The organism is Burkholderia sp. Ax-1719 (assembly GCF_011753055.1).
Lineage (GTDB): Bacteria > Pseudomonadota > Gammaproteobacteria > Burkholderiales > Burkholderiaceae > Paraburkholderia.
Window position 1 is genome coordinate 258,837 of record NZ_VWWJ01000005.1, and the last position, 16,546, is coordinate 275,382.

Consider the following 16,546-nt stretch of genomic DNA (forward strand, 5'->3'; position numbering starts at 1 on the left):
CGTCCCTCGCGTCGCGCCGGTTTGCGCGGCGTATTCGTTTGTCTTCGCTGGCCTACTTCTCGACTTCCCGCATGACGGTTTCATCTTCTTCGCGCTACGCGCGCGCGCTGACCTTCGCCGGCTTCGGATTCGGCATCGCCGCCACCGCGCAAGCCACCGAGCCCTTCGTGGTCCAGGACATCCGCATCGACGGACTGGCGCGCATCGAACCGGGCACTGTGTTCGCCTATCTGCCCATCAAGCAGGGCGACACCTTCACCGACGACAAGGCCTCCGACGCCATCCGCGCGCTCTACGCCACCGGCTTTTTCAGCGACGTGCGCGTGTCCACCGAAGGCCGCACGGTGGTCGTGCAGGTGCAGGAACGCCCGGCCATCGGCACGATCGATTTCGCGGGTATCCACGAATTCGACAAGGACAATCTCACCAAGGCGCTGGGCGCCGTGGGCCTGTCGCCGGGCCGCAGCTTCGACAAGGCGCTTGTGGACCGTTCGGAACAGGAACTCAAGCGCCAGTACCTCACGCGCGGCTATTACGCCGCCGAAGTCACCACCACGGTTACGCCGATCGACCGCAATCGCGTGGCCCTGCTGTTTTCCGTGATCGAAGGACCGAGCGCGAAGATCCGCCAGGTCAACTTCATCGGCAACAAGGTATTCAGCGAGAGCACGCTGCGCGATGAAATGCAGCTGTCCACGCCGAACTGGTTCTCGTGGTACACGAAGAACGATCTGTACTCCAAAGAGAAGCTGACGGGCGACCTGGAGAACGTGCGCTCGTACTATCTCGATCGCGGCTACCTGGAATTCAACATCGATTCGACCCAGGTGTCGCTCTCGCCCGACAAGAAGGACATGTACCTGACGATTTCGGTGCATGAGGGCGAGCCTTACACGATTTCCAGCGTGAATCTGGCAGGCAATCTGCTCGATCGCGAGGCGGAATTGAAGAAGCTGGTCGCCGTGAAGCCGGGGCAGCGCTTTTCGGCCTCGAAGCTCAAGGACACCACCAAGGCGCTGGTCGATAAACTCGGTGAATACGGCTACGCGTTTGCGACCGTCAATGCCGAGCCGCAGATCGATCAGGTCCATCACACCGTCGCGCTGACGCTGCAGGTCGATCCGAGCCGCCGCGTGTATGTGCGCCGCGTGAATGTAGTGGGCAATACGCGTACGCGCGATGAAGTGGTGCGCCGCGAGATGCGCCAGCTCGAAAGCTCATGGTTCGATTCGAACCGCCTGGCGCTGTCGAAGGATCGTATCAACCGTCTTGGCTATTTCACCGATGTCGATGTCAGCACCGTGCCCGTGGAAGGCACCCAGGATGAAGTCGACGTGGACGTGAAGGTAACCGAGAAGCCCACTGGCACGCTGTCGCTGGGCGTGGGTTACGGCTCGGGCGAAGGGCCGATCATTTCGGCGGGGATTTCGCAGGACAACGTGTTTGGCACGGGCAAGAGTTTGTCGCTGAACGTGAATACGGCGTCCACGTATCGCACGCTGTCGGTCACGCAGGTCGATCCGTATTTCACGGTGGACGGCATCAAGCGCATCACCGATGTCTATTACCGCACCACCGAGCCGCTCTACTATTCGAGCACCAACGACACGAGTTTCCGCATCGTGTCGTATGGTGCGGACATGAAATTCGGCATCCCGTTCTCCGAAACCGACATGGTGTATTTCGGTCTGGGCATCGAGCAGGACCGCCTGGATATCGACTCGGAAACGCCGCAGACGTACAAGGATTACGTGGCCGAGTTCGGGCGCGTGTCGAACACGGTGCCGTTCACGGTGGGCTGGTCGCGCGATAATCGCGACAGCGCGCTGGTGCCAAGCCGCGGTTACTTCGCTCAGGCCAACGCCGAAGTCGGCACGCCGGCCGGGACTGAGTATTACAAAGCCGATGCGCAAATGCAGTACTACTACTCATTCGCGCGCGGCTTCGTGCTGGGTCTGAACTTCCAGGGCGGCTACGGCAACGGCCTGGGCGGCAAGCCGTATCCGATCTTCAAGAACTACTACGCGGGCGGTATCGGTTCCGTGCGCGGTTACGAGTCGGGCTCGCTGGGGCCGCGCGATACGACCACCAACGATCCGATCGGCGGTTCGAAGATGGTGGTCGGCAATATCGAGCTGACGTTCCCGCTTCCGGGCACAGGCTACGACCGCACGCTGCGTGTGTTCACCTTCGTCGACGGCGGCAACGTCTGGGGTACCGAAGGCAGCAGCACCGGCGCGAATGGTCTGCGTTACAGCTACGGCGCCGGTCTGGAGTGGATTTCGCCGATCGGCCCGCTCAAGCTCGACCTCGGTTTCCCGATCGTCAAGCACGCGGGCGACCAGTACCAGAAGTTCCAGTTCCAGATCGGCACGTCGTTCTAAACGGCTAAACCCGCTTAGAAGTCGATCGTCGACGACAGCTCGACCGTGCGGCCCAGGCCCACGGCGATCTGGTTCGAACCCGCCGCGCTCCAGTAGCGTTTGTTGGTGGCGTTCTCCAGATTGGCCTGCACGGAAACGCGCTTGCCATGCACGCGCGTTTCATAGCGCAGGCCCGCCGTGAAGATCGTATAGCCGCCGATCCACGCCTGATTCGCGCCGTTTACCGCACGCGGGCCGGTGTAGTAGAGCCCGCCGTTGACGGCCAGCCCGGTGAGCGCGGGCACGCGGTATTCGGCGAACAGGCTGGCCGTTACGTGCGGCGTGTTCTCGGGCACCTTGCCGAGCAGCGTGGGATCGCTCGATTCGGTGGTTTTCGCATCGAGATACATCGCCGATGCTGACACTGAAACATTGCGCACCGGCTCACCCTGCACGGAAAACTCCAGGCCGCGATAGCGCGCCATGCCGTCGAGCGTATAGACATTGCTGGTGTTGGTTTCCGCCGAAGGCTGGCGCAGGTTGAACAGCGCGACCGACACCAGCGTGTTGCCCGGCAGACGCGTGCGCACGCCCACTTCTTCCTGGCGGCTCACGGCCGCAGGCAGGATCTGATACGCGTTCGCGGCTGTCGCGGGCGCGCTGCCCGGCGATTCGAGCGCTTCCACATAGCTCGCGTAGACGCTGGTATTGGGCGTCAGGCGATACGTGATGCTGCCCGAAGGCGAGGTGCGGTTGATGTTCTGGCTCGGCGTGCCTGCCTGCGAACTCGTGTACTGCGAGTAGCGCACCGCGCCCATCACCTGGAGACGCGAAGTCAGATCGATCTGATCGAACAGATACAGACCGCTATTGCGCACATGCTGGGCGTAAAACGCCTTGCTGGTGGCGCTGCGCGTGAGCTTGGCGATGTCGATCGGATCGTAGAGATTCTGCGTAGCCGTGTAGGTGTAGGTCGTGAAATCCGGCTGGAACAGCCAGTTCTGCGTGCCGCCTACTGTCACGGTGTGCGTGAACGGACCGGTTTTGAAGTCGCCGTTCACTTCCAGACGCACGTTCTTGTTCTCGTACATCTGCCCATTCTGCTGGCTGCCTTGCAGCGTGCCTGTGCCGGTCGCCACGTTGTACTTCTGGAACACCCACGCCCAGCGGTCGCGTCGCGTGATCGACTGGCCGATCGAGAAGTTCGCGCTCCAGTGGTCGTTGAAGGTGTAATCGGCGCGCACGAGTTGCGAGGTGGCGCTCGCATACGTCGGGCGATTGTTGGGCACCAGCAGGCGGCTCGGGTCCGGCATCGCGGGCAGCGTGATGACGCCGTTGACGGCCGCGAGCGGCGCAATGCCCGCCTGCTCGACGATCTTCGTTTCGATGTGTTCGAGATCGTATTGCAGCTTGAGCTGACTGTTCACGCGCCAGTCGAACGCGGCGCTCACGAACTTGCGATAGCCGCGGTCCCCTTCGATGGGCGTTTCAACGTGCTCGTCCATCGCATTGACACGGAGTCCGAATTGATCGTCCGGGCCGAAACGGCGCGCGATATCCACGGCCGCGCCAATCGAGCCATTCGAATCGCCCAGCACGCTCAGGCTCGTGACCGGATCGCTGCCCGCGCGTTTCATCACCATGTTGACGATGCCGGCCGGCACCGTGAAGCCGTAGTAGAGCGCCGACGCACCCTTGAGCACTTCCACGCGCTCCTTGTCTTCCATCGGCATCCAGATGTTGTTGTCGATGGGCAGCAGGCCGTCGATATAGAAGCTCGAACGGTTGTCCAGCGCGATGCCGCGCACGGAGAGGTTGTCGTAGGCGAGGCCGTTGAGCTGCTGGCGCGAGACGCCCGCGACGTTGCGCACGGCGTCGAACAGGCCGGTCGCGCCCTGGGCGTCCAGCAGATCGCGCGTGACGACGTTTACGGTCGCGGCCACGTCGAGCGCGTCCTGGCCGCGATACTGGCCGGTTTCGACGCTCTTCGGCGCAAAGCCTTGCGTCTTGCCGCTGGTGATCTTGATCGGGGCGAGTTGTTGGCCGGGCTGGCCTGAATCCGCAGCAGGTTTTTCGCCCGAACTGGCGTTATCCGATTTCGCATTCGCATCGGCACGGGTGGCGCTGTCTGACGGCGCGTCGGCGGCCAGCGCGGGCAGGGCGGTCAGTCCGAGACTCCCAATCGCGCCGATCACACCGGCGGCCAGCAATGCGTTGATCAATCGGTGACGGCGGCCATGAAGGCCCTGTGCGGCATACGACATCGAACCCAACCCCTGTTTATTCTTGCGGACGCGCGCGGGCCGGCCGTTGCCGAAAAACGGCAAAGCGCCGAGGTTTATGCCTCGCGGGTCAAGCTGTTTGAAAGTCCGCAATAATAATGCGAATGATTCTTAATTGCGACTGTAATTTTTATGCAAGGGTCGGATGTGGGTTTCTGACAACAGCGTAAGAAATGGCGTCAGATGAGCAGTTCGAGCGAGTGATAGAGCCGCCGCCGCTCGGGGTCTTGCGAAGCCTCGCCCGCCCGGATCGCCTCCTTGAGGCAGTCGAGAAAGCATTCGGCGGCGGCGGAAAGCGGCACGCCGCGCCGCGCAACCACGCTCACCACCGTGCGGTCCACTTCTTCCTGAAGCGTGAGCGCCTGCAGATTCTCGCGCGCGAAGCGCGTCTCGACCAGCGGCCAGGGAAAGATGCTCACCATATCGGTGTTCATGATGAGCCCCATCGCCACGATGAACGAATGCGCCAGATGCACGTTGCGGGGCAGCGGCAGGCCGTGGCGGCGGAATACATCGTCGGTGACCATTTCCTTGCTGGCCGGATCCCAGTTGAGCAGCCATTCGCATTCCTGCAGATCGGCAAGCGAATGCGCGTGTTCGAGCGGATGGCCTTTGCGCACGACCACGGCGGATTCGGTCGCGAAGATCGGCGTCTGCGAAAACTCGGTGTGCAGGGACGCCAGCCCCGGTTTGCCGAGCGAAAAGTCGAGCGTGCCGTCGCGCAGGCGCGGCATCACGATATTCAGGAGTCCCTCGTAGAATTCCAGCTGCATGCCGGGCATGCGCTCGCGAAAACGCGTGACCGCATCGGGCAGGAACGAGAGCGCGAGCCACGGCGTCACGCCGATCGAGAGCTTGCCGCCGCCACTGCCGCGCCGGGCGTCAAGTTCGTCCTGGGCGCGCGAGAGCTGATGCACGATCGCGCGCGCATGGACGAGCAGCGCCTGGCCGGCTTCAGTGAACGCAATGCCGTTGGCGTTGCGCGACACTAGGGCAATTTGTTGCTCGGCTTCCAGCTCGCGCACCGCCTTGGTGGCGGCCGCCGGCGAAATGCCGAGCGCGCGCGCCGCCGCGCGGATGCTGCCGGTATCGGCCATGGCGACGAGCGCCCGGAACTGATGGAACTTCATGAGGGAAAACCCGGGTGAAAACCTGCGGTTGGCGGGCTAACCATTTTAGGGCTGTCGGCGAAAAATCGGCGTCATTATCCTGAGGCATCCAGCTATCACAGCGTTTCAGGAGACGACGGATGAACACGATGGCGATTCCGCCCGCAATCGCGGCGATCGAAGAAGAAATGATCGCGCTGCGCCACGCAATCCACGCCCATCCGGAGCTCGGCTTCGAAGAGTTCGTGACGAGCGATCTCGTCGCCGAAAAGCTCGCAGAATGGGGCTACCAGGTGCATCGCGGACTGGGCGGCACGGGCGTCATCGGTACGCTCAAGCTGGGCAGCGGCGCGCGCCGCCTCGGTCTGCGCGCCGACATGGACGCCTTGCCGATTCACGAAGCCACCGGCCTCGATTACGCGAGCCGCATTCCCGGCAAGATGCACGCCTGCGGCCACGACGGCCATACGGCGATGCTGCTGGCCGCCGCGAAGCACCTCGCGCAGTCGCGCGCATTCGACGGCACGCTTCATCTGATTTTTCAGCCCGCCGAGGAAGGCCTGGGCGGCGCCAAACGTATGCTCGACGAAGGTCTGTTCGAGCAGTTTCCCTGCGACGCTGTCTTCGCAATGCACAACATGCCGGGTTTCCCGACCGGCAAACTCGGCTTCCGTTCGGGGCCGTTCATGGCGTCGTCGGATACCGTCATCATCGATATCGACGGACGCGGCGGTCACGGCGCGGTGCCGCACAAGGCGATCGATCCCGTGGTGGTGGCGGCGAACATCGTGCTCGCGCTGCAAACCATCGTGTCGCGCAACGTTTCGCCGCTCGATATGGCGATCGTCACGGTGGGCGCGATTCGCGCGGGCGAAGCACCCAACGTGATTCCGCAGACCGCGCAGATGAAGCTTTCGGTGCGCGCGCTGCGCCCCGAAGTGCGCGATCTCCTGGAGGCGCGCATCACGGCGCTGGTGCACGCGCAGGCGAGCGCCTATGGCGCGACGGCGCGCATCGACTATCAGCGGCGCTATCCGGTGCTGGTGAACGACGCGGAAATGACGGCCTTTGCGCAGGACGTTGCGCGCGACTGGCTGGGCGAGGATGGGCTGATCGACAATCTCGATCCGCTCACGGGCAGCGAAGACTTTTCCTTCCTGCTCGAAAAGTGCGAGGGCAGCTATCTGATCATCGGCAATGGCGACGGCGAGGGCGGCTGCATGGTTCACAACCCCGGCTACGATTTCAACGACGACTGCCTCGCAACGGGCGCGGCGTACTGGGTGCAACTCGCCGAACGTTTCCTGCGCGCCTGACGCGCAGCGAGCCAGTGGTTGCACGAGGCATCAGGGCAGCGGGAAGCGGCGCATGAACGCCGACGCGGCCCAGGAGGAGACACACGATGAACGCCAGCACCTTGCACACCGAAGCGGACGCCGCCGCGCCCGCTTCGTCATTCGCTGCGCGCGTCTCGCGCGCCAAGGCCATCGCCGCGATCACACTCGGCAATGGTCTGGAGTTTTTCGACTTCACGGTCTATAGCTTCTTCGCGACGACCATCGGCACGCTGTTCTTTCCCGTGCATGGCGCGCTGAACCAGTTGTTGCTCGCCGTGGGCAGCTTCGGCGTGGGCTTTATCGTGCGGCCGATCGGCGGCGTGATGATCGGCGCGTTCGCCGACCGCGCGGGCCGCAAGGCCGCCATGACGCTGACGCTGTGGCTCATGGCGCTTGGCTCCGCGTTGATCGCCTTCGCGCCCACTTACGCGCAGATCGGCCTGGCCGCGCCCGCGCTGATCGTGTTCGCGCGGCTGGTGCAGGGTTTTGCGGTGGGCGGCGAAGTCGGGGCCTCGACCGCGATGTTGCTCGAATACGCCGACGACCGTTCGCGCGGTTTCTATGGCAGCTGGCAGTTCGTGAGTCAGGGCCTCAATACGGTGTGCGGCGCGTTGCTGGGCGTGGCGCTTTCGACCGCGCTGTCGCCTGCGGCGCTGCAAAGCTGGGGCTGGCGCGTGCCCTTCGTGATCGGCATGCTGGTGGTGCCGGTGGGCGTGTATATCCGCCGCCATCTCAATGAAACGCTGGAGCATGTCGAGCCAGTGGACGCCGATACGACGGTGGCCGTGGCGGCGCGCCCGGTGCGGGAGATTTTTGCGCGCCATCGCACGGCGCTCGTTGCGGGCGTGCTGACCACCATCGGCGGCACGGCGGCGAACTACATCGTGCTGTTCTACATGTCCACTTATGCGATCAAGATTCTCGGCTTGCCGATGTCGGTGGGCATGGGTGCGGCGCTGGTGGCCGCGCTCGTCACGGCGGTTTGCTCGCCGTTCGCGGGCATGCTGTCCGACCGGTTCGGACGCAAGCGTGTGCTCGGCTACTCGCGTGCGCTGTTGATCGCGGTGATCTATCCCGCCTTCATGCTGATTCATTCGGTGCCGACCGTGCCGGCGGTGTTGGGGGTTGTTGCGGTGCTCGGCGCGATTGTCGCTTTTACGGCAGTGCCGAATATCGTCATGCTCCCCGAACTTTTCCCGCAGTCGATGCGTGTAACCGGCATGTCGATGGTTTATTGCGTGGGCGTGTCGATCTTCGGCGGCTTTGCGCAGTTCTTCGCGACCTGGCTGATCCAGTTATTCGGCAATCCGCTTGCACCGGCGTGGTATCTGATCGGCTGCGGTGCGGTCTCGCTGATTGCATTGCCGTTGATCCGCGAACCGGCTGGACGTCCGCTCGACTGAAGCGGACGCATTTGTCCGACACGTCGGATAAATTCGATGGGGTTAAATGATGTGGCGCGCGCTATAAATTTTTGGCGCGCGCCACATGTTTCTTTACGCGGCATTTGCACGCCGCTTTCTAGAATCGAGCCATGTTCAACTACATGGCGCACCGGTTCTATCGGCAAGCGCCTCGCTCATATGGCATCGCTCCTGCCGCATCATCTTGCCTCGCCCGTCAGGGTTGCACAGCGCGCGACTCGCACGGCGCGCATACAACAGTCGAAACCCATTCGTCACGTCACGGTGCAGATGGCGGTGCGCGTCGCGACCTGTGATGCGCAACTGGCCCGCTGCCTGCTGCACGGACTGCTGGGCCAGGCGCTAGGTGTCCACACGATAGATATCGATCGCAGCCGCGACCTGGCCTGTCTGCATGTCGAACTGGAGCGCGCCCGCGTGCCCGATGCGATGGCGCTTCTGATTCGCACCTTGCCAGGCGCGGAGTTTGGCGCAATCCGACGCATGGATCGAAGCCGTTGATAAAGACTTTCGCTGCTTATCTTTATTTAGATTTCATCTCAAATGTTTGCAATCCAAATATTCAAATTCATTGCTTCCAATGCAACACATGATGTGATTGTTTCTTTGTCTGTATTGAACCTTGACTAACAATAAGGACGGCTTGCTTTTAATGGGCACTGTGATCGTGCACCCTGAAGAAACGCAGTAAGATTTGCTCCGAGCTTGAGGCGGCGCAGCACGTCCTGTCTTTCAGGATTCGCCTGGGGTTCGTCGGTCCAGCGTAGATCGTCGATAACGGAGAAAAGCATGACATGCGGATATCGGGTAGCACGTTTGTGCTTGTCTATGGGTTTGGTGATTGGCGCTGCTGCGTGCCACGACAAGACGCCGGTTGCGTCGGCTCCACCGCCCGCGAATGTAGATGTGATGGACGTCGCGCTGCGCGACGTGCCAGTTGTATTTGACTATGTCGGTCAGACAGAAAGTTCTCAGCAGGTCGAAATACGCGCGCGCGTAAGCGGTTTTCTCGAAAAGCGCGTCTATGAAGAAGGCTCGATGGTTCATCAAGGGGACGTCATGTTCCAGATGGATCGCAAGCCGTTTCAGGCCTCGCTCGACGCAGCGCGTGCTGAATTCGCGCAGCAGAAGGCGCGGCTCGATACTGCGCAGGCCAATCTCAATCGCGTCAAGCCGCTCGTGGCCAAAAACGCGTTGAGCCAGAAAGATCTCGACGATTCCGTCGGCCAGCAACAGGCCGCGGCGGCCGCACTCGAACAGGCGCGCGCCAATGTCACGAGCGCAGAACTCAATCTCGGCTATACCACCATCACCGCGCCGGTGACGGGGCTGTCCAGTTTCGCGAAGAAGCAGGACGGTTCCTATATCGATGCGACCAATAGTTTGCTGACCTACGTCGCGAAGCTCGATCCCATGTGGATCAACTTCTCGCTCTCGGAAAACGAGATGCTGAATCTGCGCTCGCAGACGGCGAATGGCACGCTCAAGCTGCCGCAGGTGGGCAAGCTGGAAGCGGATATCGTGCTCGCTGACGGCAGCACCTATCCGTATACCGGTCACATCGCCTTCGCCGATGCGTCGCTGAGCGATAAAACCGGCACCTATCTGATTCGCGCCGAAGTACCGAACCCGAAGGGCTCACTGCGGCCCGGCCAGTTCGTGCGGATCAAGCTGCGCGGCGCCGATCGCGCCAACGCCATCGCGGTGCCGCAGAACGCCGTGATTCAGGGACCGCGCGGCGCGTTCGTGTGGACCGTGGACAAGGACAACAAGGCACAGCAGCGCTCGATCGAAACCGGCGAGTGGAACGGCAACGACTGGGTGGTCAGCTCGGGTCTGCACGCGGGCGATCGCGTGGTGGTGGATAACACCCTGCGGCTCATGCCGGGCGCGTCGGTCAATCCGCACGCGGTGCAGGCGCCCGCGAAGGCGGCGGATGCGGGCGTTGGCGCGAGCGGCGCTGCGGCCGGGAGTGGCGGCAATGGCGGCAGTGGTGCCAACGGTGTCAACAGCGTTGCGAATGCCGGTCAGGCAGCGGCGTCGAACGGCGGGGCGAACGCCGCCACGTCGGGCGGCAAGATGGCAAGCAGTGCTTCAGGTTCCACCCAGCTTTACTTCAGGAGCGGCAGCGCGAGCCTCGATGCGCAATCGGCAACGGCGCTCGCAGCGGTAGCACAGCGTCTGGCGGCATCGCCCGATGCACATGTCGTGGTGTCCGGTTACACCGATTCGACCGGCTCCGCCGCGCAGAACGACCGGCTTGCTCATGCACGCGCCGACACCGTGCGCTCGGCGCTCATCGTCGCGGGCGTGCAGGACGCGCGCATCGACATGCGCAAACCCGCGCGCGTGGTGGCGACCGATCCCGCCGACAAGTCCCGACGCGTGGACGTGACCCTCTCGCCCGCAGCGGGAGGCTAAGCGATGAAGTTCTCCCACTTCTTCATTGACCGGCCGATCTTCGCGTCGGTGCTGTCGATCATCCTGGTGGTCGCGGGCTTCGTGTCCCTGCTCAATCTGCCGATCGCGCAGTTTCCCGACATCTCGCCGCCGCAGATCACGGTGAGCGCAACCTACCCGGGCGCGAGTGCGGATATCGTCGCGCAGAACGTGGCCGCGCCGATCGAGCAGCAGGTCAACGGCGCGGACAACATGATGTACATGAGCTCGTCGAGTTCGTCGACGGGCAACATGACCTTGACCGTGTATTTCAACATCGGCACAGACCCCGCGCTTGCGCAGGTGGATGTGCAGAACCGCGTGAACCTGGCGCTGCCCACGCTGCCCGACGCCGTCACGGCGCAGGGCGTGTCCGTGCAAAAGCGTTCGTCGGCGTTCATGATGGTGATCGCGATCTACTCGCCCGATAACGCCTACGACCAGTCGTACGTGGCGAACTACGCGAACGTCTACGTGCTCGACGCGCTCAAGCGCATTCCGGGTGCCAACCAGGCGACGATCTTCGGTTCCGCCGACTACGCGATGCGCGTCTGGCTCAAGCCCGATCGCATGGCAAAACTCGGCATCACGGTCGCCGACGTGCAGAACGCCATCAGTGCGCAGAACCAGCAGTTCTCGGCCGGGCGATTAGGGCAGTCTCCAACCGATACGCCTGTGCAGCAGACTTTCCCGGTGGCCACCAAAGGACGGCTCACGGAACCGTCGCAATTCGACGACATCATCCTGCGCGCGGCGTCGGGCGATGCGGCCATTGTGCGGATAAAGGACGTTGGCCATACGGAACTGGGCGCGAAGGATTATTCGCTGCGCGGTCGCTATAACGGCAAGACGGCCACCCTGATCGCCGTCTACCAGCAGCCGGGCGCCAACGCGCTGCAAGTGGCCAAGCAGGTGCATCAGACGCTCGAGGAACTGTCGAAGAACTTCCCGCCCGGACTCAAGTATGAGGTCGCGCTCGATACGACCGAGTTCGTGCGCGAGTCCATCGGCGAGGTGGTGCATACGCTGCGCGACGCGATCATTCTCGTGATTATCGTGGTGTACATCTTCCTGCAGAGCTTCCGGGCGACGCTGGTGCCGATTCTCGCGGTGCCGGTGTCGATCATCGGTGCGTTCATCGGCATGGAGGCGTTCGGCTTCTCGATCAACATGCTTACGCTGTTCGGCATGGTGCTGGCAATCGGCATCGTGGTGGACGATGCGATCGTCGTGATCGAAAACGTCGAACGGAACATGACCGAGTTCAAGCTTCCACCGCGCGAGGCCGCCAAGCGCGCGATGGACGAAGTGAGCGGACCGGTGGTCGCGATCGTGCTCGTGCTGCTTGCGGTGTTCATTCCGGTGGCGTTTCTTTCAGGCATCACCGGGCAGCTATACAAGCAGTTCGCGGTGACGATTGCGGTGTCGGTGGTGCTCTCCGGCCTCTGCGCACTGACGCTCTCGCCGGCGCTTGCCGCCATCCTGCTGAAACCGGGCGAGCAGAAAAAGAACCGCTTTTTCCGCTGGTTCAACGATAAGTTCGAGAAGCTCACCAATGGCTACGCAAGCTGGGTGCAGACCGCGATCCGCCGAGTGATGCTCTCGATCGTGCTGATTCTCGTGATGATCGTGGCGACGGGCGGCCTCTTCAAGTCGATTCCCTCGTCGTTCCTGCCGGTGGAAGATCAGGGCTATCTGCTGGGCGCGGTCGTGATGCCCGATGCGGCCAGTCTCGACCGTACCGGTGATCTGTCGAAAAAGGCGGAAGACTGGTTCGCGAAGCAGCCCGCCGTGAGTTCGGTGGCGGCGCCTATCGGCTATAGCCTGATCGACTCGCAGTACAAGTCGAACGCGGGCACGCTCTTTATCACGCTCAAGGGTTTTGGCGAGCGTGGCAAGAATGGCTCGGCGCAGGACCTGATCCGCGAATCGCAGAAGTATTTCTCGACCTTCAAGGATGGCGCGGTGGTGGCGCTCAATCCGCCGTCGATTCCGGGTCTGGGCACGACGGGCGGTTTCGAGTTCTGGCTGCAAAGCACGGGCGAGGGCAACTATCAGCAACTGGAGCAGAAGGTTCGCGCCATGATTGCGAAGGCGCGTCAGAACCCGGCTCTGCGCAGCGTGAATTCGACCATCAATACGAGTTCGCGTCAGTTGCTGGTCGAAGTGGATCGCGAGCGTGCGGAAACCATGGGCGTGCCGGTTCAGGATGTCTATTCGGCATTGCAGACGATGTTCGGCTCGTCCTATGTCAGCCAGTTCCCGAAGGGCAGCCGGCTGTTTCAGGTGATCGTGCAGGCGGAGCCGCAGTACCGCACGCGTCCCGACGACATCCAGCAGCTTTACGTGCGTAACCGTACCGGCGACATGGTGCCGATCAAGGCGGTGGCAACGGTGCGTTTCGTGCCCGGCCCGGACATCGTCAACCGCTTCAACAACTTCCCGTCGGCCAAGATCACCGGCGACGCCGCACCGGGCCATAGCTCGGGCGAGGCAATCGCGGCGATGGAGGAGATCGCGAAGGAGACGCTCGGCGACGGCTATAGCTACGAGTGGAGCGGTCAGGCCTACGAAGAGAAGAAGGCGGGTTCGACGGCCGCGCTGGTGTTCGCGTTCGCGCTGCTGATGGTGTTCCTGATTCTCGCGGCGCAGTACGAGAAGTGGTCGCTGCCTATTGGCGTGCTGCTGGCGGTGCCGTTCGCCATCTTCGGCGCGCTGGTCGGCATTCTGATACGCGGGATGGAAGACGACGTGTACTTCCAGATCGGCTTGACGGTGCTGATCGCGCTCGCGGCGAAGAACGCCATTCTGATTTTTGAATTCGCGGTGGAAATGCGCGAGAAGGAAAACATGTCGCCGTACGACGCGGCCATTGCTGCGGCCAAGCTGCGCTTGCGCCCGATCATCATGACCTCGCTCGCGTTTATTCTGGGCTGCGTGCCGCTTGCGATTGCCAGCGGGGCGTCGGCGGCAAGCCGTCGCTCGCTTGGTACGGGGGTGATCTTTGGCATGCTGGGCGCCACGCTGATCGCGTTGTTCTTTATTCCGATGTTCTTCTGGGGTCTTGAAACCTTGTCGTCCCGCAAGAAGCCGAAGGCCGAAACGCCTATGACGCCGCCCGCGGTTCCCCCTTCAGCGCCGCCCGCGCAGGAGGGTTGAGGATATGAATCCGACACTCAAGCGGTTCTTGCCTCACTCCGCGATCGCTGCGAGCGTGCTGTGCCTCGCGGCTTGCGCGGTCGGCCCGGACTATCACCGGCCTACGGTCGAAACGCCTTCGACTTACCGCTATGCTTCGGCCAGCGGCGAGGTGGTCGATCCGTCGATCGACTGGTGGAAGCAGTTCAACGATCCTGTGCTGAACGACCTGATCGAGAAAGCGCTTGCCCAGAACAAGGATCTGGGCATCGCGGCGGCGCGCGTCGAAGAGTATTACGGCAAGTATGTCGTCACGCGTGCGGGCCTGTTCCCGCAAGTGAGCGCGAATTTCGGCGGCTCGCGCAGCCGCGGCGTGCCCGCGCCCGGTTATCCGCCGCTGGTGGGCAACCAGGTTCAGCTTCAGGGCGTGGCGTCGTGGGAACTCGATCTGTTCGGGCGGTTGCGCCGTTTAACGGAGGCTGCGCGCGCGAACTATCTCGGCACGCAGTCGGCGCAACAGGCCACGCGTATCGCGATCATCGCCAATGTGGCGACCAGCTATCTGCAACTGCGCGATCTCGATAATCAACTGACGATTGCGGGCGAGACGCTCAAAAGTCGCGAAGATTCGGTGAATCTGTTCGAGGAGCGCTTTGCGGGCGGGGTGGTGTCGCAGCTGCAATTGAGCCAGGCGAAATCCGAGTACGAATCGGCGCAGGCGTCGGTGTTTTCGATCCAGCAACAGATCGCCCAGCAGGAAGATGCCATTTCGCTGCTGCTCGGCCAGAATCCTGGGCCAATTCCGCGCGGCAAGACGATTACGGAACTCACTGCGCCTGCCATTCCGGCTGGCTTGCCGTCGACACTGCTGGAACGCCGCCCCGATATTCTTGAGGCAGAACAGACGCTGGTTGCGGCGAATGCGTCGATTGGCGCGGCACGCGCGCAGTATTTCCCGGATATCTCGATTACCGGGCTATTCGGCGCGGCCAGCACGGCGCTCTCGGGACTCTGGACCGGTCCCGCACGCGTCTGGTCGTTCGCTGGCTCGATCACGCAGCCGATTTTCGAGGGTGGTGCGATTGCCGGTTCCGTGCATGAAGCCGAGGCGCAGCATCAGGAAGCGCTGCTGAGCTACCAGCAGACCATCCAGCAGGCCTTCGCCGACGTCGAGAATGCGCTCGTCGGCGTTGCGCGCACGCGCGATCAACTCGATGCCACCACCCGGCAGGTGGCGGCGCTCACGCAGTATTCGTCGCTCTCGCGCGATCTGTATGAGGGCGGCTACACGAGCTACCTCGAAGTGCTGGATGCCGAACGCAGCCTGTTCGCCGCGCAGATCCAGCAGTCGCAATTGCAGGATCAGCAACTGGCGCAGATCGTCAATCTCTACAAAGCGCTCGGTTACGGCTGGACGCCAAAGACGGCCACGAGCGCCGATACCAAAGCCGCGCCGCAGTCATAGCGGCAATTCCACCGTTCACGCCTCGCGTTGCCGCAAACCACGGCCGCGAGGCGTTTTCACATCGCAAAGGGATGCGCGATCAGGGCGCGTCGGAAACCAGATAGCGCAGCGATTGCGGCGCGGGCCGCGCGACCTTGCCGATCTGCTGCGGCTTGTGATCGTTGCGTGAGATTTTCTGTACCTGCTTGCTGGCGCTCACGCCGGGCGCGACAGCGTTGCCTTGCGCCCACGCCGCGCTGCTGATCGATGTCGCGCACGCACAGAGCGCGACCGTGGCGAGCGTGGAAACGAACGGGGAAGGGATCTTCGAGGCCATGGGAACGCTCCCGCCTGTGCGCTGGCGGGGGCCGGCGCTGCGTTCCTGAGTATGGTCCGACGATAGCGCCGCCGCCTCCATCGTTTGGTGGAGAAACGTGCGGCGCTTTCAGGCTTTTCAGGCAGGGCTAAGTGGAAGAACCCGGCGTGGTCGAACCCGGCGCGACGTCATGCGGTTTCAGCAGATTCAATCGGCAGCGCGCCGATCGGCGAGCGCCAGTTCGCAATCCTTGAGCACCTGTAGCACCAGCTTGGCCTGATAGTTGAGGTCGTCCGTGTCGAGAATTTCCTCGACGGCGTCGCGCGCCCATGTGGCGTCGACAAACCAGGCGTGCTGCTTGGCGATTTCCTGGGCGACGGCGGTGAGCCGCGCGATGGCTAGCCAGTCAGCTTCCCGCGCATGGCGGTCGAGCCACTTGTGCGCCGCCTGCACGTGGAAGGCCGCGTTGGGCCAGGATTCGTTGAGATAGTACGCTCCGAGGCTCCCGCAGGTGAGCCAGCAGAGCAATTCCACGCGGTCGCGTGGACTCAGGTGGTGGCGTACATCACTCATGGCGACGCTCGCGAAGGTGACAGAGTTCGATTGACGGGCACGTGTGCGCTACGACTCCGGTAACCCAACAATATCACGGGTTACACAAGCTGTCAGAGCAAGTCATGTGCCGCATCGCGGG

General features: G+C 62.8%; 11 protein-coding genes. 7 read left to right on the forward strand and 4 right to left on the reverse strand.

The features are described from left to right. Positions 1-71: 71 nt before the first annotated feature. Positions 72-2,384, forward strand: a complete 2,313-nt coding sequence (bamA, locus tag F3J17_RS12745) for an outer membrane protein assembly factor BamA (protein WP_167058826.1) — start codon at positions 72-74, stop codon at positions 2,382-2,384. 14 nt (positions 2,385-2,398) lie between these two features. Here bamA and F3J17_RS12750 read toward each other — a convergent pair whose 3' ends face one another. Together F3J17_RS12750 and F3J17_RS12755 are read right to left on the reverse strand one after the other, a co-directional pair. Next, positions 2,399-4,627, reverse strand: a complete 2,229-nt coding sequence (locus F3J17_RS12750; protein ID WP_167058446.1) for a TonB-dependent siderophore receptor — start codon at positions 4,625-4,627, stop codon at positions 2,399-2,401. Positions 4,628-4,824: 197 nt separating this feature from the next. Beyond that, positions 4,825-5,775, reverse strand: a complete 951-nt coding sequence (locus F3J17_RS12755; protein WP_167058449.1) for a LysR substrate-binding domain-containing protein — start codon at positions 5,773-5,775, stop codon at positions 4,825-4,827. A gap of 119 nt (positions 5,776-5,894) precedes the next feature. On the opposite strand from F3J17_RS12755, the gene F3J17_RS12760 reads away from it, so the two are divergent. The 6 genes from F3J17_RS12760 to F3J17_RS12785 all read left to right on the forward strand — a co-directional run bounded on the left by F3J17_RS12760 (position 5,895) and on the right by F3J17_RS12785 (position 15,557). Continuing rightward, a complete protein-coding gene (locus F3J17_RS12760; protein WP_167058453.1) occupies positions 5,895-7,070 on the forward strand; it encodes a M20 aminoacylase family protein in 1,176 nt (391 codons plus the stop codon). Positions 7,071-7,156: 86 nt separating this feature from the next. Further along, a complete protein-coding gene (locus F3J17_RS12765) occupies positions 7,157-8,494 on the forward strand; it encodes an MFS transporter (protein WP_167058456.1) in 1,338 nt (445 codons plus the stop codon). Between the two features lie 180 nt (positions 8,495-8,674). Further along, positions 8,675-9,016 (forward strand): hypothetical protein, encoded by a 342-nt coding sequence (locus tag F3J17_RS12770; RefSeq protein WP_167058459.1) that lies wholly within the window; start codon positions 8,675-8,677, stop codon positions 9,014-9,016. Between the two features lie 327 nt (positions 9,017-9,343). Continuing rightward, complete coding sequence (locus F3J17_RS12775; RefSeq protein WP_345891188.1) at positions 9,344-10,936, forward strand: efflux RND transporter periplasmic adaptor subunit; 1,593 nt, start codon at positions 9,344-9,346, stop codon at positions 10,934-10,936. Between the two features lie 3 nt (positions 10,937-10,939). After that, entirely contained in the window at positions 10,940-14,113 is a 3,174-nt protein-coding gene (locus F3J17_RS12780; RefSeq protein ID WP_167058465.1) for a multidrug efflux RND transporter permease subunit, read from the forward strand. A 4-nt stretch (positions 14,114-14,117) separates the two neighbouring features. Then, a complete protein-coding gene (locus tag F3J17_RS12785) occupies positions 14,118-15,557 on the forward strand; it encodes an efflux transporter outer membrane subunit (RefSeq protein WP_167058468.1) in 1,440 nt (479 codons plus the stop codon). Positions 15,558-15,636: 79 nt separating this feature from the next. On the opposite strand, the gene F3J17_RS12790 is transcribed toward F3J17_RS12785, so the two are convergent. Continuing rightward, positions 15,637-15,873, reverse strand: a complete 237-nt coding sequence (locus F3J17_RS12790) for a hypothetical protein (RefSeq protein ID WP_167058471.1) — start codon at positions 15,871-15,873, stop codon at positions 15,637-15,639. Positions 15,874-16,059: 186 nt separating this feature from the next. Next, a complete protein-coding gene (locus F3J17_RS12795) occupies positions 16,060-16,425 on the reverse strand; it encodes a hypothetical protein (protein WP_167058474.1) in 366 nt (121 codons plus the stop codon). Between the last annotated feature and the right edge of the window lie 121 nt (positions 16,426-16,546).

Excerpts from the sequence above, each read along its gene's own strand:
- bamA (WP_167058826.1), top strand. The coding sequence starts at position 72 with ATGACGGTTTCATCTTCTTCGCGCTACGCGCGCGCGCTGACCTTCGCC.
- F3J17_RS12750 (WP_167058446.1), bottom strand. The coding sequence starts at position 4,627 with ATGTCGTATGCCGCACAGGGCCTTCATGGCCGCCGTCACCGATTGATC.
- F3J17_RS12755 (WP_167058449.1), bottom strand. The coding sequence starts at position 5,775 with ATGAAGTTCCATCAGTTCCGGGCGCTCGTCGCCATGGCCGATACCGGC.
- F3J17_RS12760 (WP_167058453.1), top strand. The coding sequence starts at position 5,895 with ATGAACACGATGGCGATTCCGCCCGCAATCGCGGCGATCGAAGAAGAA.
- F3J17_RS12765 (WP_167058456.1), top strand. The coding sequence starts at position 7,157 with ATGAACGCCAGCACCTTGCACACCGAAGCGGACGCCGCCGCGCCCGCT.
- F3J17_RS12770 (WP_167058459.1), top strand. The coding sequence starts at position 8,675 with ATGGCATCGCTCCTGCCGCATCATCTTGCCTCGCCCGTCAGGGTTGCA.
- F3J17_RS12775 (WP_345891188.1), top strand. The coding sequence starts at position 9,344 with ATGGGTTTGGTGATTGGCGCTGCTGCGTGCCACGACAAGACGCCGGTT.
- F3J17_RS12780 (WP_167058465.1), top strand. The coding sequence starts at position 10,940 with ATGAAGTTCTCCCACTTCTTCATTGACCGGCCGATCTTCGCGTCGGTG.
- F3J17_RS12785 (WP_167058468.1), top strand. The coding sequence starts at position 14,118 with ATGAATCCGACACTCAAGCGGTTCTTGCCTCACTCCGCGATCGCTGCG.
- F3J17_RS12790 (WP_167058471.1), bottom strand. The coding sequence starts at position 15,873 with ATGGCCTCGAAGATCCCTTCCCCGTTCGTTTCCACGCTCGCCACGGTC.
- F3J17_RS12795 (WP_167058474.1), bottom strand. The coding sequence starts at position 16,425 with ATGAGTGATGTACGCCACCACCTGAGTCCACGCGACCGCGTGGAATTG.